We start from the raw sequence: 20,630 nt of genomic DNA on the forward strand, positions 1-20,630 counted from the left end.
AAATCCCTATTTCTAAAAATTCATGATTGCAGTTATACAACGAGTATCCGAAGCATCAGTAACGATTGATAACCACGTAAAAGGTTCTATCGGCGCTGGCTTTATGATTTTACTAGGCATTACTCATACCGATACCCAAGAAGATGTAGAATGGTTATCTAAAAAAATCGTTGGTATGCGTATTTTTTCTGACGAAGAAGGTAAAATGAACCTCGACCTGAAGGCTATTGAAGGTGATATTTTATTAATTAGTCAGTTTACGTTACATGCCTCTACGAAAAAAGGAAATAGACCTAGTTTTATAGAAGCAGCCAAGCCTGATATTGCTATCCCACTTTATGAAAGTATGATTGCTCAACTTGAAAAAGAATTGGGAAAATCTATCCAAACAGGCGAGTTTGGCGCCGATATGAAAGTAGCACTTATCAACGATGGTCCTGTGACTATTGTAATTGATTCCAAAAACAAACAATAAACGTTGGAGTTTAGATAATAAAACCCTTATCAAAATGACCATCAAAGAAGCTCAAGAAACCGTAGACCAATGGATTAAAACCATTGGCGTTCGGTATTTTAATGAATTGACTAATATGGCGATGCTAACAGAAGAAGTTGGCGAAGTAGCCCGTATCATTGCACGCCGTTATGGAGAACAGTCTGAAAAAGAGTCAGATAAAAATAAAGACCTTGGCGACGAAATGGCGGATGTATTATTTGTATTGATTTGCTTAGCCAACCAAACAGGTGTTGATTTGACAGCAGCGTTAGATAAAAACCTTGCAAAGAAAACACAAAGAGATGCCACACGACATCATGAAAATGAGAAGTTAAAATAGGTTAGTGGGTATTTTTAAGCTTTCAGCAATCTGCTTTGGGCGTTCGGCAAAAGAGTCAAGTTAAAACACTGACAATCAATATTTTTCAATTCAAAACTCACAATTCAGCACTTACGAACACTCATTCTTATATCATTCCTATTTCTATGAATATTGTTATTACTGATGGTTTTACTTTGCATGGCAGCGACCTTGCTTGGGATTGTTTCAACAGTCTTGGTAAAGTGACTTTTTATGAAAGAACGCCCATTGCTGACATTGTAGAGCGTTGTAAAGAAGCAGATATAGTTATTACCAATAAAACGCCTTTTTCTGCTGAAACTATCGCCGCTTTACCCCAATTAAAAATGATTACGGTAGCAGCTACAGGTTACAATATCATCGACATCCAAGCCTCCACTGCTCAAGGTATTGTAGTAAGTAATATTCCTGCCTACGGAACTGCCTCGGTTGCTCAACATATCTTTGCACTCATATTAGAACTGAGTAATCATGTTGGAAAAAATAGTCAGGCGGTGGCGAATGGCGCTTGGACTTCAGCACAAGACTGGTGTTTTTCATTGTCTCCAATCATTGAATTAGCAGGAAAAACCTTAGGAATTGTTGGAATGGGAAGAATTGGTCAACAAACCGCGAAGATTGCAGAAGCGTTTGGAATGAAGGTTTGTTATGCTTCACGAACAGTAAAAGAGGAATTGTCTTATTCAGCCGTACCACTCGAAACGCTATTTTCGGAGAGTGATTTTGTTGCTTTATGTTGTCCATCAACATCCGAAAATATAGGTTTTGTCAATAAAGAATTATTGGCAAAGATGAAAAAAACAGCCTATTTAGTGAATGCGTCGAGAGGACAACTTATTCATGAAAAAGATTTAGCAGAAGCTTTAAAGGAAGGAATATTAGCTGGTGCAGCACTTGATGTACTTTCACAAGAACCCCCTTCCGAAAGTAATCCATTACTCTCTGCTCCAAACTGCCTGATTACCCCTCATAATGCGTGGATCAGCTTTGAGGCTCGTCAGCGAATTGTAGCAATGTTGATGACAAATATTCAAGGTTTTATGAACGGAACTCCACAGAATGTGGTAAAGTAGGCACAAAGTGACAAAGGCACAGGGGCACAAAGTGGATAGGTGAAAAGTCAAGAAGATGAAATGTGACAAAGACACAGAGGGATAAAGTGTAATTAAATTTCACTTTGTCCCTCTGTGCCTTTGTGCCTCTGCCCCTTCGAAACTAATGCTTCGGCATTTGTTTTTCCTCTACATCTTTATACATCTTATTGCCTAGTTCCTTGTCAAAATCTGGTTTGTGATATACTGATACTTGGTCTACAATTGGGTTCAATTTTTGAATAGAAGGATGTTTCACGTCAAATTCACGATCGCCAGAAATTTGAGCATATTCAGTTTCTGATAATCCACCCGAATTTGTCGAATAGTCATTAAATCTGATATTGATATCTTTATCTGCCAATTTGCCACCTTCCCAGCTAACCACATTTCCTCCTAAATCCCAGCCAAGGCCAGTAATAGTAAATGTTTTGCCATTAACAGCAATCACATCCTTAAGGGTCATTCCTGGCTTCAAGCCCAATTTGGTAGTCCAAGGCGAACCCTCAGCTGCTGGCTTATCATCTTTTATTTGTAATCTTGCTAATACATCGCCGATAACTTTGTACTCTTTACCATCTTGCCAATACACCTCGATTTCCTTGGGAGTTCCTGCAAAAATCTTAGTTGCATCAAAAGAACCTTCGCCAGTTTCGATAGTTGCTTTTTTAATAATATTCTCAGCACCAAACTTTTTCACCAGACCTTCATAATCATTACAAGCCAACACATCATCCAAATACAAGGCATCGCTTGATGGCGCAGTTGATTCCGTTTGTGTAACAGCAACTGAGTCTGTCTGAGTGGATTCTGAACCAGACTTCGATTTACAAGAAACTAATATTGAAATAGTTAAAGCTAATACGGCTATTTTTTTCATGATATTTTTTGTACAAATAGTGATATAATAATGACCATACTCAAAGCTAAGAAAAAAGTATTGGAGATTCAAATACTTGCCGATGATTGAGAGATACTTTTATCATGATTAATGTTGGGTTTTTATAAAAGAAAAAGGCTGACAGAATAATCCATCAGCCTTTTTCAATATATTTTGATGCTAAAATCTTAACATAAAATGTCCAGATTAAGCGTGTAATGCTCTATTTTCAGTTGCTGCCAAACATGCTTCTTTCATAGCTTCTGTATAAGTAGGGTGAGCATGTGACATACGTGAAATATCTTCAGCAGATGCACGATACTCCATTGCTACTACCGCTTCAGCAATCATATCTGCTGCACGTGCACCGATGATATGAACACCAAGAATTTCGTCTGTAGCTTTGTCTGCCAATACTTTTACCAAACCATCAGTATCCATTGAAGCTGTTGCACGACCCAAAGCTTTGAATGGGAATGAACCAGCCTTGTAAGCACGACCAGCCGCTTTTAATTCTTCTTCTGTTTGACCAACAGAAGCTACTTCTGGCCAAGTGTACACTACGCCTGGAATCAAGTTGTAGTTGATGTGTGGTTTTTGTCCAGCAATAGTTTCAGCAACAAATACACCTTCTTCCTCTGCTTTGTGAGCCAACATCGCACCACGAATCACATCACCAATAGCATAGATTCCACCTACTTTTGTTTGTAAAGTATGCTCATCTACTTCAAGTTTACCTCTTTGGTCTGTAGCAAGGCCAGCAGCTTCAAGATTCAATCCATCAGTATATGGACGACGACCAATACAAACTAGCACATAGTCACCAGTAATAGTTACATCTTCGTCTTTTGAGTTTTTCGCTGTAACAGTTACGTCGTCACCATTATTAACTACGCCAGTTACTTTGTGGCTTAAGTAGAAATCAGCACCCAATTTCTTGATTGATTTCTGCAACTCTTTACCCATTGTTTTGTCCATTGTAGGAATCATAGAATCAGCAAATTCTACGAAACTTACTTTTGCACCCAAACGAGCGTACACCGAACCTAACTCAGCACCAATAACACCAGCACCAATAACGATTAAGTGTTTTGGAATTTCTTGAAGATTCAAAGCTTCTGTTGAAGTAATAACACGCTTTTTGTCAACAGGAATAAATGGTAACACCGTTGGTTTTGAACCTGTAGCAATGATGATATTTTTACCAGTAATTTGCTCAGCAGTACCATCTAATTTAGCAACATTCACAGTGTTTTTGTCAACAAAAGAACCTAATCCGTTGTAAACCGTGATTTTGTTTTTCTTCATCAAGAAAGCAATACCATTATTCATCTTCTCGATTACTCCTTTTTTACGAGTAATCATTTGAGATAAATTAGCTTTCAAGTTTTCAAGCTCGATACCATGCTCAGCAAATGAATGTTGTGCATTGTAGAAATGCTCTGATGAGTCCAACAATGCTTTTGATGGAATACAGCCTACGTTTAAGCAAGTACCACCCAATACAGAGTATTTTTCGATGATGGCTGTTTTTAAGCCTAATTGAGCCGAACGGATGGCTGCTACATAACCACCAGGACCTGAGCCTATTACTATTACGTCGTATTGCATACTTTGATTATTTACAGTTATTGAGCCTTTGACTCTTTATCTATAATTGCTTTGTTACTATAAAAGTTCTTTATCGGATAGTTTTGAAATAAAGTGTTTGACTTTCGACCAATCTTCTTCAATTTTTGATGAAAATAGTTTTTCTCGCACATTGAAACAATGGATTTTAAGTCAAAAAATGATACAAAAAAGGCAAAGACACGCATAAAATCGTGTCTTTGCCTCAGTAATATCTATTTAAACTAGACGTCTAACAACAAACGAGTTGGATCTTCTAATAATTGTTTGATTCGTACCAAGAAACTTACAGACTCACGACCGTCGATGATACGGTGGTCATACGAAAGTGCTACATACATAATCGGACGAACTACCACTTGACCTCCAATTACTACAGCACGCTCAACGATGTTGTGCATACCTAAGATAGCCACTTGTGGAGCATTAATAATTGGTGTTGATAACATTGAACCAAATACACCACCATTTGTAATAGTGAAAGTACCACCGTTCATTTCATCAAGTGTCAATTTGTTGTCACGAGCACGAGTTGCTAATCTAATAACCTCAGCCTCGATACCAGCCAATGATAATTGTTCAGCATTACGAATTACAGGTACAACCAATCCTTTTGGAGCAGATACCGCAATCGATACGTCACAATAATCGTGATAAACAATTTGATCGCCGTCGATAGAAGCATTAACCGCAGGGAATTCTTTCAATGCCACTGTCACAGCTTTAGTGAAGAATGACATGAAACCTAGGTTAACACCATGTTTTTCTTTGAATTTATCTTTGTATTTCGAACGCAAATCCATGATTGGCTTCATATCAACTTCGTTGAAAGTAGTCAACATAGCAGTCTCGTTTTTCACTTGAACCAAGCGACGAGCTACTGTTTTGCGAAGCGAAGTCATTTTCTCTCTTCTTACACCTCTTGAGTCAGAAGAAGCAACTGGCGCTGCCGCAGGAGCAGGAGCCGCTGCTGGAGTTGCAGGCGCTGAAGCTACTGGTTTTTGAGCACTTTGAGCATCTTCTTTAGTAATACGGCCACCTACGCCAGTACCTTGTACAGCACCAGCATCAACACCTTTTTCAGCTAAAATTTTAGCTGCTGCAGGAGAAGCATGACCCGCAGCGTAGTTGGCATCACCCGAAGGAGCTGCTGCAACTGGTGCTGCTGAAGGAGCTGGAGCAGCAACGCTAGCACCTGCACCAACTGTAAGGGTTGCTACCAAGCCACCAATAGGCAAAGTAGTACCAGCTTCTGCTACGATGTGTAATACACCCGCCGCTTCAGCAGGCAATTCGAAGGTAGCTTTGTCAGATTCAAGTTCGCACAATACTTCGTCCATCGATACAGTATCACCTTCTTTCTTATTCCAAGACGAAACTGTAACTTCAGAAATAGACTCACCCACTGCTGGAACTTTGATTTCAACAACCTTAGTTTCCGTTGCAACTGGCGCTGCCGCTGGAGCAGGAGCTGCTACTGGAGCCGCTGCAACTGGTGCTGCTGCTGCCGAAGCACCTGCGGCTTCGATAACGCAGATTACTGCACCAATTGGTAAAGTATCTCCTTCTTTTGCAACAATGCGCAAAACACCTTCAGCTTCTGCTGGTAGTTCGAAGGTAGCTTTATCAGACTCTAACTCGCACAATACCTCATCCATCTTCACTACATCCCCATCTTTTTTATTCCATGAGGCAATTGTGACCTCGGTTATCGACTCGCCAACTGGCGGAACTTTCATTTCGATTGCCATCTTATTAATTTATTATTTAGTATTCGGATTGGTTGTTTGACACAATCTTCAATTTATAACTATAGTAAAATGTCCTATTGTAATATTGTCTAGTAACATGATGCCAAAACCGACTCTCTGAGCCGTAGCTTCAAAAAGTCGGTTTCAACAAATATTATAACTAAGCAAATGCTCTATCTACTAGGATTGCTTGTTCTTCGTTGTGAACTTTCAAGAAACCTGTTGCAGGTGAAGCAGATTTTTTGCGAGCAATAACTCCTTCAAATGATTTGAAACCAAATTCGCGAGTTACAAATGACCAGTATCCCATGTTTTCTGGCTCTTCTTGTACCCAGTACACTTTCGCTTTTGGATACTTCGCTAGTTCTGCATTTACCTGACTAGTTGGGAATGGATGCAACTGCTCGATACGGATAATTGCCACATCGGTGCGATTGTCTTTTTGTTGTTTTTCCAACAAGTCGAAATAAACTTTGCCAGAGCACAACAATACTTTCTTCACTTTCTTAGCATCAGCATAAGTATCACCGTAAATTTCTTGGAATGAACCGTCGATAAATTCTTCAATTGGAGAAACTACCTTTGGATGACGGAACAATGATTTAGGTGACATGATGATCAATGGCTTACGGAATTCCCAAGCCAATTGACGACGCAATGCGTGGAAGATATTTGCAGGCGTAGTTAAGTTAGCTACTACCATGTTATCTTCTGCCGCCAATTGTAAGTAACGCTCAGGACGAGCATTTGAGTGCTCAGGACCTTGACCTTCATAACCATGAGGCAATTGCATTACCAAAGCATTCATGGTACCCCATTTAGATTCGCAAGATGCAATGAATTGGTCAATCATCGTTTGCGCACCGTTTGAGAAATCACCAAACTGAGCTTCCCAGATTACCAAAGCCTCAGGGTTTGCCAATGAATAACCAAATTCAAAACCTAACACACCGTATTCAGACAACAATGAGTTATAGATTTGGATTTGCTCCTGTCCTTCTTCAATAAAGTTCAATGATGTATATGACTCGTTTGTTTCAGCATCGTGCAATACCGCATGACGGTGAGAGAACGTACCACGTTGAACATCCTGACCAGATACACGTACCATTTTGCCTTCCAACAACAATGAACCATAAGCCAAAGCTTCAGCTGTTGCCCAGTTCAATTGTCCGTTTTGGAAAAATGCTTTACGGTCAGCTAATACTTTTTCAATTTGCTTCAAGGCATGGAAACCTGCTGGCAATTTTGTTAAAGCAGCCGCAATTTTATCAATCGTTTCTTTCGAAATACCAGTTTTTGGAGATTTCTCAAAATCTTCTGTACCAGCAAAACGCAATTCAGCCCATTTGTTATCCAATTTCAATGGTACATATTCTGGACGAATTTTTTGTTTCACTTGGTCAAGGCGAGCTTGTAATTCAGCCTTGAATTCAGAATCCATTTGAGAAGCTAACTGAGCATCGATATCACCACGTGTAATCAATTTTTGTGTATAGATTTCACGAGGGTTTGGATGATTTGTGATATTCGAATACAAAGTTGGTTGTGTAAATCTTGGCTCATCAGATTCGTTGTGACCATTTCTACGGTAACAAACCATATCAATAAACACGTCACGGTTGAACTGTTGACGGAATTCAGCAGCAATTTTCGAAACGAAAACAACAGCCTCTGGATCGTCACCATTTACGTGGAATACTGGAGCGTCAATGATTTTAGCTACATCTGTACAGTAGATTGCCGAACGAGCATCTTCAAAGTCAGTAGTAAAACCTACTTGGTTGTTGATTACGAAGTGGATTGTACCACCTGTTTCATAACCACGCAACTTCGCCATTTGAGTTACCTCATATACAATACCCTGACCAGCTACCGCAGCATCACCATGAATCAAGATTGGCAGTACTTTGTCGTAATCACCATCATAATGAGCATCAGCACTTGCACGACAGAAACCTTCAACTACAGGATTTACAGCTTCTAAGTGAGAAGGGTTTGGCGCTAATTTCAATGAAATTTCAGAACCAGCAGGAGTAATATGCTTAGATGAATAGCCTAAGTGATATTTTACGTCACCATCGCCATGGATTTGGTCAGGAATATTACCTTCAAAACCATCGAAGATTGCGGCGTAAGATTTGTGCATAATATTGGCCAACACGTTCAAACGTCCACGGTGAGCCATACCAATCATAGCTTCTTTCACACCGAGGTCGGCCGCAGTATTGATAATAGCATCAAGTGCAGGAATAGTGCTTTCGCCACCTTCCAAACCGAAACGTTTTTGACCTAAGTATTTTGTACCTAAGAAGTTTTCGAAAACAACAGCTTCATTCAATTTTTGAAGAATCTGTTTTTTCTCGTCGATAGAAGGATTAAAAGCTAGCGCTTCCTTTTCGATCTTGTTACGAAGCCATTCTTTAACATCTGATTCTCTGATGTAAGAATACTCAAAACCAATCGAACCTGCATAGATTTTATAGAGAGATTCCACAATTTTGCGAAGAGAAGCTGGACCAATGCCCAAAAAACTACCCGCTTGGAATACTGTATCAAGATCAGCTTCAGAAAGTGCATAATCTTTTAAATCAAGGCGCGGACGACGATCCTTGCGCTCACGCACAGGATTGGTCTTTGACAACAAGTGTCCTCTTGATCTAAATGCCTTAATCAAACTGATTACAGACATTTCTTTCTGAACCATTGAGGCATCGACAGATGCACTACTCACTCCAGTTGAAGAGGCCTCGCCACTCCAAGAAGTATAAAAGTCAAAACCTTTGAAAAAGTTCTGCCAACTAGCGTCAACCGAATTGGGGTCTTGCTGATATGACTCGTACAAGTCCGAAATTACCGCAGTATCGGCGTTGGCAATGTATGAAAATTGGTCCATAACTGGCGTTAATCTTTGATATTAATTAAACTTATTCGTAAAGTTTCTTACATAGGGTACGAATAAAGTACAAAGAGATTGGATTTCTGGATTTAATGAAAGTCTCCCAATAGAATTTTGGCAAAGTTACGGTATGCCCGTTAATTAAATCACAAAAATTTATTTGTTTTTTACAGGATTTTTGCCAAATTAATATAGTAGCTAAAATAACCCCTCTAAAAATTTTGCTTTCTTAGAAAAATTCAACTTTACCTTAAAATAGCAACTATTTTAATCAGTTTGTAGTATTTCTAGTTTATGTAAGAAAACTTCTTTTTTGCGGGTGCAAATGTACGCATATATCTATTTGTTTTACCTATTTTTTTTGAAAAACTATCCTTATGTCTCTAAGTCAATCAGGTAGTTAGATTTACTGAATCCTTGAATATTTTCTTTAAGCTCATCCCATTTTGGCACGTAATTAGCTACAAATTATAACACGAGTAGTGCCAAGTAGTTTTGTAGTTGTTTTACTCCTCCGCCAAAAAGCAATTAATCCTACCCAAAAAATACAAATTTTGTCATTTTTTACTCATTTTGTCTTACTACCATATCGGTATTTCATTTGTAGGTGATACTTGTACTTTTCGAATTTATTTGAAGCTTAAATGCTTTTTTTTCTGTAGTTCTGGACTACAAGTAGATAACTATATATTTTTGCATGATAACATTTAAGGGATTTCCCTAAAAACTTGTATTTGCTACCTAAATTGCTCATTCTGTGGTTATTTACACAGAGTTTTTTCACGAAGCACTTATTTATGTAATTTATTTTCAGTATATTAATCCTTGATTATTGCTGTGACTTCCTGCATTTTTAAGGGTATTAATGAGCTTCAACTGTGCTTATTTGCAAGAAGTTGTTGTTAATAATAAGGGCTTTGTGAATAAATAGTGATATTTTCGAATGGAATTTCATGAGACGATTCGTCTTAAGCATATATTTTCTTTGTCCTCAAAAACGTTGAATACTCATTGAAACTATTCCTTACCAAAAACATTACCATACCATGAAACCAGTAAACCTGTCGCAAATCTGTTTTCTTGCCCTTATGTGGGTAAGTGCTCAGACCTTCTCACAGGGAATATCTTTTCGTCAAGATGATTGGCAAAATGTACTTGTTCAGGCAAAAGCACAGAACAAGTTGATTTTTGTTGATATTTATACTACTTGGTGCCGACCTTGTAAGGAGATGGACAAAAAAACATTCTCCGAAGCGTCTGTGGGTGATAAATTCAATAGCAAATTTATCAATTACAAAATCGATGCTGAAAAAGGATTTGGGATTACTTTAGCCAGACGTTATAATGTGACTTCCTACCCTACTTGCCTTTTTGTGGACGCTACCGAAAATTTGGTGTACAAACAAGAAGGATACCTTGGCTCGACCGATTTGTTAAAAGAAGCTGACTTGGTTTTGACAAATCAGTCAGACTCCAAGCCTATCTATGTGCTCGAAAAACAATACAATGAAGGCAAACGTGATCCTGATTTTTTATATGAGTTTATTGCCAAACGTTCCAGATACAATCTTGACAACATGACACTGGTAGAGGAGTATGTGAAAGCGTTAACTCCTATCCAACAATCGTCAGACAAAACCCTTCGTTTGGTGGTTAATAATGGTTTTAAAATTGATGGAAAAGCGTTTGAACTATTATTAAAATATCGTGAAAAAGCAGAAGGATTGTTTGAAGGTGGAGATGAAAAAGTCAATCAGGCCTTTTCGACCAGTATCAATGAATTCTTTTATCAGGCCATCGAGACCAAAAATAAAGTACTTTTTGAGAAAGCCCTACAAGCGAATTTAAAGGCACTTCCCAATACCGCTGATAGAGTAAATGATAAAAATAAGTTGGCTTTTTATCTGGCAGTAAAAGATATTAATAAATACGTAGAGGCTGCTGAAAATTATTTGGATCAATACGTGATGTTTGTGCAGATTGAAAGTATTCGTAAGCAAGATTTGTGGGAATATGACAAAATGATGCAAGCTTACAGACTCGGGATTCGTGACTCTACAGGTACAGGAGCGCCGCTATACAACAATATCAAAAAGAATGGTCGATTCACGATGGCACGCCTTACGGCCAATGAGCTTCATGATGTGGTGAAAACGTTTTATGAGCAAGTAGATACTCCAGCAAAACTAGAAAAAGCTATTCCTTGGGTTCAAAGAGCTATAGAGCTGGTAGAAAACCCTGAGTATTATCATTCTTATGCTCAACTGATGTTGAAATTGGGCGACAAGCAAAAAGCCCTTGACATAGAGCAAAAAGCTTATGAATTAGCGCTAAAAGAAAAAATAGATACGCAAAAATTTACATCTGCATTGGAAAAGATGAAATAAAAAACGGGTGAGAAATTCTCACCCGTTTTTTATTTATTGTCATGAAACATTTTTAGAAATATTTGAATTGGGCTGATTTCCCATTACCAGAATCAAAGTCAAATCTTAACATAATTTGGTGAAAACCTTGATTGGCTGGCGAAGTTGTATTGGTCGAATTACTACCTTGGAAGTCGTAAGAATAACCAATTCTCATTTTGTTGAGTTGTATTTCTAAGGAGCCTAACAGTGCCTTATTGACAAATTCAGAGCCTGTATTTTGATACCAAATACCCACTCCAAATCTTTCTTTTACCCAAAGTACTCCATGTAAATCTATATCGTTTCGGTTATAATCACCATTGCTGATGCGTCTGAACACTACACCAGTTTTGAGCATAAAATCATCAGATAATGGAAACAAATATCCTCCCGAAACAAAGATAGGCACATTATATCCATCACTAGAGGCATTGACATTAGGCATCGAAACACCTGCATACCAATCATCATTTTGATAATATACCCCTAAACCAAAGCTAGAACGTAATCGAGTGGTACCTGAACTCCCAGCCCCAAAAATAGCAGGAACTTGTGTTATTCCCGCCAAAGCACCTACAGCCAATTTGCCATCATTAGGCATATTGAAACGATAGGCAAAATTACCATACAGCCCTAAGTTACCTGCCAAGTTCCCTCCTATTCCAATAGCTTGATCAGTATTATATGCTTGAAAGCCTACCCCCATTTTATCTTGGGCGATTGGCATATCAAAGTTAAAATATTGTTGGGTTGAAGTAGCACCAACATTATTGGTAAACAAGGGTCTTTTGCGATAAATACCTGAAAAAGAGATGACTTCTTTCGCACCAGCATAGGCAGGATTGATTGTCATGGGCATGAAAGGATAAGTATAGTACAACTGATCTTGCTGACCATAGGTTTGAAAATATAGCAAGGTGGCTATTAGCCCTAGTAAAAGCTTTTTCATAATGACATTGTGTTTAATCTTAGAACTGACCTACTCGATGAGGTTTTGTAACGAAGTTAGTAGCCAGTACGCTATAATGCAAGAATCACAAACTAGAAGAAGCATATAAAAACACTTGGTAGGATTTTATGATAATAGTGCTTGCACAAATCTCTATTGGCAGTAAATACAAAAATCAGGAAAGATAGTATTGGAGGCTTATCAGAATAGATTGTGTAGAACCTTTACTAGGATATTTTTAACAAAGCTTGATATTAGACTATCCAAAATGCTTTGTGTGGGATTTCAAAAAATTGTACTTCCTAAGTACTTTGTGTACTCATTTTATATAAAAATAAAAGAGGACCCACAAGTTACCTTATGCTTGGGAGTCCTCGATAAGTATAGAGGTCTAACACACATTACGAAAATACATAGTAAAGCTATGTCAAACAATCTACACCTTTTATACGGCAATAAATTACTATTATCTGGTCGAATATGATTGGTACATGGCTTATCGTCCTTTTAGCCATTCTAGAAAATCGGATTTTCGGCGACGAGCTATTGGTAATCTTATGTCATTGGTAAGTACAACCACTCCACCATCCTCATTCAAAACCTTCTGAATATGGAAGTGGCTAATGACATGCGAATCATGTATTCGGAAGAAATCATACTCCTCCAATAGTTCGTGGTAAGTTTTTAAATCACGAGAAGACATAACTGGCTTCCCTTGAAGCAAGTGAATCAGAGTGTAGCCACTTGAAGCCTCACACCGAACAATATCCTGTACCTCTATCATTTCAAACCCCTTGTGCGTAGGTATGGCTATTTTATTCTTACGGCTTCTGGGGTTATTCAAAGTACTAAGTAAATTTCGTAGTTCACCAAGATTATCCTGACTATCGAGTTGTTTTTCTGCCTTTTTGACTGCCTCGATTAGTTCTGCCACATCAATCGGTTTTAGAAGATAATCAATTGCCGAAAACTTAATGGCGTTAAGCGCATACTGGTCAAAACCTGTTACAAATATGACTTTGAAAGAAGGTTCGTCAAATTTCATTAATAAGTCGAATCCTGTTCCATTTGTCATTTCCACATCCAAAAACAAGAGATTAGGATTGAAAGTAACCACCTTTTGATATGCCTCTTCGACTGAGCTGGCTGTGTCTATAATTTTTACTTGCGGACAATAGTTGGTTAAAAGAGTTTTTAAAGCTTCTAGTGCATTATTTTCATCATCAACAATGATAGCTCTAAGCATGGTTAACAATTAGGGATATTTTAGTTTGTCAAAGATAAATAAGTATTTCAACTTTTGTCCCTTGAGACTCACCTATTTCATTGAATTTATCAATAATATTTACTTCGACTTTAGTTTCTTCAATATACTTTAAAGATTGAATTCGCTCTGCTGTAATTTGTGTTGCTTGAGACTGATACGATTTTAGCGATTTTTGTTTTAACTCTGCAGCTTTGGCACGTCCAATTCCATTGTCTTCGATGGTACACAGCACGTAATCTTCCTTTAGACAAAAGTGTATCCTTAGGTGTCCTTCATTATTTTTACTGTACACCAAGCCATGATTGATAGCATTTTCAACAAATGGTTGAATCAACATAGCAGGAATTTCTAATTCATGTGGTACATCATCCTCAATACTAATTTGGAAGGTAAAACGATTTTTAAAACGCAATTGCTCTAGTGTGATATAGTAATCCAACAGCTCCGATTCTTCATGAACAGAAATATATTTGTTACGAGAGGACTCTAAAAAAAGACGCATTAATCTCGAAAATCTACTCAAATAATCATTTGCAGCTTCTATGTCATTATTTAAAATATAATACTGAATAGAACTAAGCGCATTGAATACAAAATGAGGGTTCATTTGTGCCTGTAGGGCTTGTAATTCAAGTTGTGCAAATTTCTTGTTCGCCTCTGTTCTTTCACCTTCCACTCTTTGTATAAATTGGATTCGAGCGTAAACCGAAAATAGAATAATGGCAACAATAAGAATCGCTATCACTACCCAAAACCAAGATTCTTGCCAAAATGGTGCTTTTATGTGAAATCTTATTGGATTTATTTTTTGCGTTATTTTTCCAGTCACATCATATGCTCTCAAATCAAAAATATAAGTTCCTGGAGGCAAAAATGGAAAGCTTAACTGTAGCTCTTCTACTTCCCTCCAATGTGTATCAGATTGATTACTACCGAGCAAACGATATTGGTATCTGATATTTTTATTACTCATATAAGAAAGCGCCACAAACTCTATCGTAAGATTATTTTGCGTATGCTCAAGCTCATAATGCGTAGTGACCAAAGTATCTTGATTATTCACTTTTACTCGTCTAATCACCAACGGCACCTGAGCTTTGGGCACAGGCATATTGAGCACATACTTTACTCCAAGTTTGAATAATCCATTAGCTGTTCCAATCCAAACTATGTCATTTTGCACCGTCAGACAATATACTTCATGGGTTGGTAAACCCTGAATTACTGACAACTTTTTGAGTTGATACCGCTTTGTTTTAAAATCAATGTTGGATAGTACAAATACCCCTTTGTTGGTGCCTACCCAAACAGTTTGAGTTTTGTTGTCCAGAAAAACAGCGTTGATATTTTCATAGGCCAGTTCTGATACAACCAACGGACTGACCCCGTCGAAGGCATATAATCCAAACCCGTTGGTACCTACCCAAGCCCTCCCATTTTTGTCCGACACCAAACATTTTACAGCTCGACTCAGTAATGGATATTGAATCTTTTGTTTGTCGAAAAGTTCTGCTGTGGAATCAATCATAGAAAGTTGATAAATACCTTTAGAGTTTCCGACCCATATCTTGTGATTACTACCCACGTGCATGGCAACAATTTTAGGAATATTAACCTTAGTAAATATTTTTCGAGCCTGATAATGCTTTTTTGACTCGAAGAGTTTTACCATCATTAGGGCGTTATATCCTATAATCGTTTTTGCATCAAGGGTATCGATTGTTTTAAAATCAATCCAATGGACGCTCTCTCCATCATATTTTCGGTTAATAGGCTCATGTAAATCGCTTTGACCATTTTTCTTGATGATTTTATTAATGGATAAACGAGTTTTGGTCATGAGTGCCTTTGTGGAATACATGGTATAATCCATTCCAAAATAGGCAATCATAGCCTTTTCCTTTGTAATAGCAATATCCCTAACGGGAAGATGAATGGGGTCTTTAATCAAAAACCGTGTAATAGATTCATCCTGATTGATTCTGTACAAATCACCTTTACCTGTTCCAAATATGATTTTATTCTCAAATTGTTGCATAGCCACAACCGAATTTCCTCCCTGAAAATTATAGGTGGCAGAATACATTGCTTGCTTTGATAAAAACAATAGACCTTTGTCTTTGGTACAAAACCAAAAGTTTTCCTCACTATCTACATAAATCGTATTGAGAACATATTTATTCAAGAAATCGAACTGTCGAAGTCGGTTGAAATTTTCATCCAAGAGAAAGGATTCCTTTTCTGTAACACAAAGTTTATACTTCAAACTTCCTGTGCTGAGAAGTAGTGTGATAGGGTTGTTTTTTAATGGACTTAAGTTGGATATATGAATTTGTTTTAGACCTTCTTTACTGTACACTACAAGTTTATCGGCAGTAGCATATATGGTTTTATCATCTTCAAATAAAATTGTGATAAGTTTATCAAAAATCTCGGTTGGAAAGTTGCCTTTATCAAACCTTGGAAGTACGTGAGGTATATTTTTAAGGTTATGAGCAAGACCTTCGGAATAGGCTCTCAGCGTAAATGGAGACCCTACACTCATTATCACACTAAGATGGGTTTTGTTATTGATAAAAGGATATGATTGATTGCCTATTTTACGTGGCATAAATCTTTTAACCACTTTCTTTTTGACATCTATTTCTAATACTTCTAACCCTTTACTTAAAATCACTTGTACGGTATTAGGAGCTGTTTGAACATAACACCAAATATGGGAATCTTGTAAATCTGGGTATGGATTCGGAATGGTATAGAATTTATTATCATTCGTATCAAAATAAAAGAAGACAGAGCTATAAGTTAAGAACCAAATTCTCTTTTGATTATCCTCTGCACATTGCCAGACATCGTTGTTAGGCAAACCATTTTTAGTGGTAAAGCTTTCGAAATGATACCCATCAAATCGAGCAAGACCTTTGTCGGTACAAAACCAAAGGAAACCTTTACTATCTTGATAAGCGCGATATACATTAGAGCTAGGCAAACCATTGTCAACAGTATAAGACCTTAAAAAAGGATACTGTGCAAAACTAAGTGAGGATATAAGTAGAAATATAAAAAGTAAGAGCTGTTTCATGCCACAAAAAAAGTCCGTGTAAGGTAAAGTTACCTGATACACGGACTCAAATATCAATTTCACTCAAATTTATTGCATCTGAATTACTTTAAATTCTGTTCTACGGTTGGTTTGATGTTGTTCTTCAGTACATTCAACACCATCAGCACATTCATTAAGCAATTGTGTTTCTCCAAATCCTGAAGACTCTAATCTGGTTGAGGCGATACCACGTTTGCGCAAATAGCTAACCACTGATTTCGAACGATTTTCAGAGAGTTTTTGGTTAAATTCAGTTGATGAGCGAGAGTCTGTATGAGAACGTAAATCGATTCTCATTTTAGGATAACGCTTCATTAACGATACCAATTTCTCTAATTCTCTAGCAGCATCAGGGCGAATATTGTATCTACCGTAATCGTAGTAGATATTATCAATGGTAATTACATCTCCTTCTTCAAACATACTCAAGTTAGAGTTGATGTATTTCGGAGGATTGTCGCCAACTTTCTTGATTTTGTTGCTTTTCGAGCCAAAGTTTTCTTTTGCTGCTTCCAAATTATAATCACAACCTTGGCAAATATCAAATTGATAACGACCATCTGCTCCAGTCACTACTTGTTGAATTGTTCCATCGCATTCGTTTCTTAAAGTCACAAGAACGCCTGCAATTGGTTGTTTGTCTTTGTTAGAAGTAACTCGACCTCTTAAGGTTGTTACTTTACAAGGTAATGCTGGGTTTGGATTTCCTGATGGATTAATTCTTGCAGAAAGAGAATCACCTTCCACTTCTTTCACTGGTTGCAAAGGAATATCCAGTGTCGACTGTTCGATTTTAGCATCTTTTGCCGAATACCCAACGGTATTTGGAAGATACCCTTCACGAGAAGCCTTTAACAAATATGACTTATCTTCATCCAAACAGATTTTGAAAGTACCATTAGAATCGGTCTTTTTCATTTCTGTCTTACCCTCTGTCGACACTTCAACATCGGCATTATCTAGTGGCAATTTAGATTCAGCATCAAATACAATCACCTGCAATTCGCGACACTCAGGTTTTTCGTCACATTCGCGTGTAAATCTGTAAATATCATCATCAGCACCACCACGTTTGCGGTTTGAGCTTAGATATCCTTGTCTGCGTTCGCCATCGGTTATAAGTCCAAAATCATCTTGGCTTGTATTGATTGGTGCGCCAAGGTTTTTAATTTTACCTTTTGCTTTTCCATCTTGTAATTCAACGAAGAAAATATCTAATCCTCCAAGTCCAGCGTGACCATCTGAAGCAAAATAAAGATTACCTTTTTCATCTACAAAAGGAAACATTTCATTGCCTTCTGTATTTATCTCAGGACCAAGATTGACAGGTGTTCCAAAATTTCCATTGTTGTATTCAACTACATATACGTCTGTTCCTCCAAAACCACCTGGCATATCTGAAACAAAATACATTAACTTATCGTCTTTGGTCAAAGAAGGATGACCTGTCGAGTACTCATTATTATTAAAGGGAACTTCCTTCACTGTTGACCATTGCCCATCACCTTTTTTATCTTCAGCAGTGTAAAGTTTCAATTTATTTACACGGTCAGAGCTAGTTTTGAAACTTCCAGAATTGTAGTTATTTCTGGTAAAAACAATTTTACGTCCGTCACCAGTAAAGGTTACAGGCCCTTCATGATACTTGGTATTAAGTGTTTTTGAAAAAACCTCACTTTGTGTGACAGGGGTTTCGTTATAGGTAGCATATCCTTTGTACATACCTGTACTACCATAAGACCCAATTGTTCTAGAATCGTTTGGTGTAGATGGAGTATACTCGTCATCACCAACAACGGCTGGAGCTTTAAATTTTCGCTCCTTATTAGCAGTAGATCCTCCTACACCAGAAGGTTGAGAGGCTGTAAGTTTACTAATATCAGATAAATAATAAAGATCAAGGAAATTTGAATTATCCCAAGAATATACTCTTTTTAAACCAACAGACTCTGTACGACCTGAGTTAAACACAAAACCATTTTTATAGTAAGTTGGACTAAAATCTGCTTTATCAGTATTTAGATTTAAATATTCAACCTTGTAACAAGCACGGTTTTTATTGAGCGTTTCAATATTTTTATACAATTTTTGAAAGCTTGAACTTCGCTTGTCTGTCGCTGCCAATTTAGCGTACTTCTCATATACCTCTTGAGATTCTTTGTATTTACCGTTGGTAGCAAGTGCTTGCGCATAATAAAGATATGCTTTTGAATCACCTGAAAAAGATGGATTATCAACTATTTCTTTATATACTCTCTCTGCATTTTGAGAATCTTTGATTTGTCGATAAGCATATGCCAGTTTCAGTTTCGCAGCTTGTTTATCTGCTTCAGAAACCTTGCCTTTTAGGGCATGCTCATACATCTCGGCGGCATTCAAATAACTCATTTTTTCAAATTCAGCTTCTGCATCTTTCAAAGTCTGAGCTGATACTTTTGAAACAAAGAGAAAGACAGTAAGAATTACCAATCCTATTTTCTTACAATTAATCATTTTTCTAAATAGTTATAACATCATGAGGCGAATTCAAAATCGATAAAGCAACGAAGGGCATGACCTTATATTCAAGACATTCCAGTAATAGTAAAAAAAAGTTTTTTGTTAATAGTATATCAGTTATTAGTTTACTCACATAATAAGACGGCTACTTCCACAGTGCACCACAGATATACTATTAATGTAGTCTTTCGTATTACTTGATTAGAAATAACGAGGAGTAAGGATCTTAGCTTTCTTAAAGCCAAATTCATATCTCAACATAATTTCATGGCTACCTTTTTGCGAGTTCTGTAGGCTATTTAGCATAAAGTCATATGCATAGCCTATACGAAACTGATCACTTGCCTGAATTTCGAGCATACCGATAGCAGCATCACCATTTTGATTTGCGAAAGGTGAATTAAACTTCTGATTGTTGGTTCTCCATGAGGCACCAACAGCCACTCTATCACGAATCCATAGATTAAGGTTAAAATCAAATGCAGCAGCGTCACGAGTAGCTTTTACCAAAACGGAAGGCTTCAATGCCAATGAACTACCTAATGGGACGACAAATCCCATCATCAAGAAATAGTGTCTTTCTTGACGCGCTTTTTTCAAAGTATCCTCATTACCAGTATAAGTACGAAGTTCATTTTGTACTAAGTTTGGAACCGAAACACCAATGTATCCACGGTCGTTACTCAAATACAAACCTGTACCTACATTGGGTAACCATTTTGAAGTATTACCACTAAAAGCTGGATCTATATCGTTGTTATCTAGGGTACGACGAACGCCACTCAAACTACCTACCAAGTTGGTTGCACCAGCTTGGATACCCATAGCCAACGTAGAGCGTTGAGATACTTTTACACGGTAGGCATAAGATAAGTAAGCACCAGTATTGTTAAACACCCCGATTTGGTCGTGGTATGCTTGTAGACCAATACCAACTTTTTCTTTTTTAACGGGCATGTCAATAGTAAACGATTGTGTAGTAGGTGCGCCTTCGATTCCTACCCACTGTTGGCGGTAAATCCCAGTCATACTCAACACGTCACGGCTACCTGCATAAGCGGGGTTAACAGAAAGCATATTGAACATATATTGAGAATACTGAACCTCTTGCTGAGCATGAGCTTTTTCTACACCTGCCAGTCCCAAGGCAAGTGAGAAGATGATTGCGGTTTTAGCTCTCGAAAGCAAACTTTGGCGTCTCATTGGATGATGGTTTAAATTATTAACCAAAGAAAAAAGGGTAAACACTACTTGGCTTAGTTTTCTTTGATTTGATTTTTTAACTATTTAGGCACCC

General features: G+C 37.6%; 13 protein-coding genes. 4 read left to right on the forward strand and 9 right to left on the reverse strand.

All coding sequences use genetic code 11. The features are described 5' to 3' along the window. The first annotated feature begins 22 nt into the window (after positions 1 to 22). From dtd to QM524_RS08665, 3 genes are all read left to right on the forward strand, one after another. Complete coding sequence (gene dtd / locus QM524_RS08655; protein ID WP_095167340.1) at positions 23 to 475, forward strand: D-aminoacyl-tRNA deacylase; 453 nt, start codon at positions 23 to 25, stop codon at positions 473 to 475. Positions 476 to 509: 34 nt separating this feature from the next. Continuing rightward, positions 510 to 836 (forward strand): nucleotide pyrophosphohydrolase, encoded by a 327-nt coding sequence (locus QM524_RS08660; protein WP_095167493.1) that lies wholly within the window; start codon positions 510 to 512, stop codon positions 834 to 836. Positions 837 to 982: 146 nt separating this feature from the next. Continuing rightward, positions 983 to 1,930, forward strand: coding sequence for a D-2-hydroxyacid dehydrogenase (locus QM524_RS08665; protein WP_283344246.1), 948 nt, complete (start codon positions 983 to 985; stop codon positions 1,928 to 1,930). Positions 1,931 to 2,072: 142 nt separating this feature from the next. On the opposite strand, the gene QM524_RS08670 is transcribed toward QM524_RS08665, so the two are convergent. From QM524_RS08670 to QM524_RS08685, 4 genes are all read right to left on the reverse strand, one after another. After that, positions 2,073 to 2,828, reverse strand: coding sequence for a hypothetical protein (locus tag QM524_RS08670; protein ID WP_283344247.1), 756 nt, complete (start codon positions 2,826 to 2,828; stop codon positions 2,073 to 2,075). Between the two features lie 207 nt (positions 2,829 to 3,035). Further along, positions 3,036 to 4,439 carry a dihydrolipoyl dehydrogenase gene (gene lpdA, locus QM524_RS08675; protein WP_283344248.1) on the reverse strand — a complete coding sequence of 468 codons (1,404 nt, stop codon included), beginning with the start codon at positions 4,437 to 4,439 and terminating at the stop codon, positions 3,036 to 3,038. 242 nt (positions 4,440 to 4,681) lie between these two features. Then, positions 4,682 to 6,208: a 2-oxoglutarate dehydrogenase complex dihydrolipoyllysine-residue succinyltransferase gene (odhB, locus tag QM524_RS08680; RefSeq protein ID WP_283344249.1), complete on the reverse strand. Its 1,527-nt coding sequence runs from the start codon at positions 6,206 to 6,208 to the stop codon at positions 4,682 to 4,684. Positions 6,209 to 6,368: 160 nt separating this feature from the next. Continuing rightward, positions 6,369 to 9,104 carry a 2-oxoglutarate dehydrogenase E1 component gene (locus tag QM524_RS08685; protein WP_283344250.1) on the reverse strand — a complete coding sequence of 912 codons (2,736 nt, stop codon included), beginning with the start codon at positions 9,102 to 9,104 and terminating at the stop codon, positions 6,369 to 6,371. A gap of 1,049 nt (positions 9,105 to 10,153) precedes the next feature. On the opposite strand from QM524_RS08685, the gene QM524_RS08690 reads away from it, so the two are divergent. Then, the gene (locus tag QM524_RS08690; protein WP_283344251.1) at positions 10,154 to 11,494 is read left to right on the forward strand and encodes a tetratricopeptide repeat protein; all 1,341 of its coding nucleotides are present in this window, start codon (positions 10,154 to 10,156) and stop codon (positions 11,492 to 11,494) included. Between the two features lie 52 nt (positions 11,495 to 11,546). Here QM524_RS08690 and QM524_RS08695 read toward each other — a convergent pair whose 3' ends face one another. From QM524_RS08695 to QM524_RS08715, 5 genes are all read right to left on the reverse strand, one after another. Then, positions 11,547 to 12,464, reverse strand: a complete 918-nt coding sequence (locus QM524_RS08695; protein ID WP_283344252.1) for a PorP/SprF family type IX secretion system membrane protein — start codon at positions 12,462 to 12,464, stop codon at positions 11,547 to 11,549. Positions 12,465 to 12,960: 496 nt separating this feature from the next. Beyond that, complete coding sequence (locus QM524_RS08700) at positions 12,961 to 13,710, reverse strand: LytR/AlgR family response regulator transcription factor (protein WP_166579863.1); 750 nt, start codon at positions 13,708 to 13,710, stop codon at positions 12,961 to 12,963. A gap of 28 nt (positions 13,711 to 13,738) precedes the next feature. Beyond that, positions 13,739 to 16,813: a sensor histidine kinase gene (locus QM524_RS08705; protein ID WP_283344253.1), complete on the reverse strand. Its 3,075-nt coding sequence runs from the start codon at positions 16,811 to 16,813 to the stop codon at positions 13,739 to 13,741. Between the two features lie 69 nt (positions 16,814 to 16,882). Then, positions 16,883 to 19,327, reverse strand: a complete 2,445-nt coding sequence (locus QM524_RS08710) for a carboxypeptidase regulatory-like domain-containing protein (RefSeq protein WP_283344254.1) — start codon at positions 19,325 to 19,327, stop codon at positions 16,883 to 16,885. A gap of 207 nt (positions 19,328 to 19,534) precedes the next feature. Next, positions 19,535 to 20,536: a PorP/SprF family type IX secretion system membrane protein gene (locus QM524_RS08715; protein WP_283344255.1), complete on the reverse strand. Its 1,002-nt coding sequence runs from the start codon at positions 20,534 to 20,536 to the stop codon at positions 19,535 to 19,537. Positions 20,537 to 20,630: the final 94 nt, after the last annotated feature.

The sequence above is a fragment of the Flectobacillus roseus genome (genome assembly GCF_030056595.1).
Lineage (GTDB): Bacteria > Bacteroidota > Bacteroidia > Cytophagales > Spirosomataceae > Flectobacillus > Flectobacillus roseus.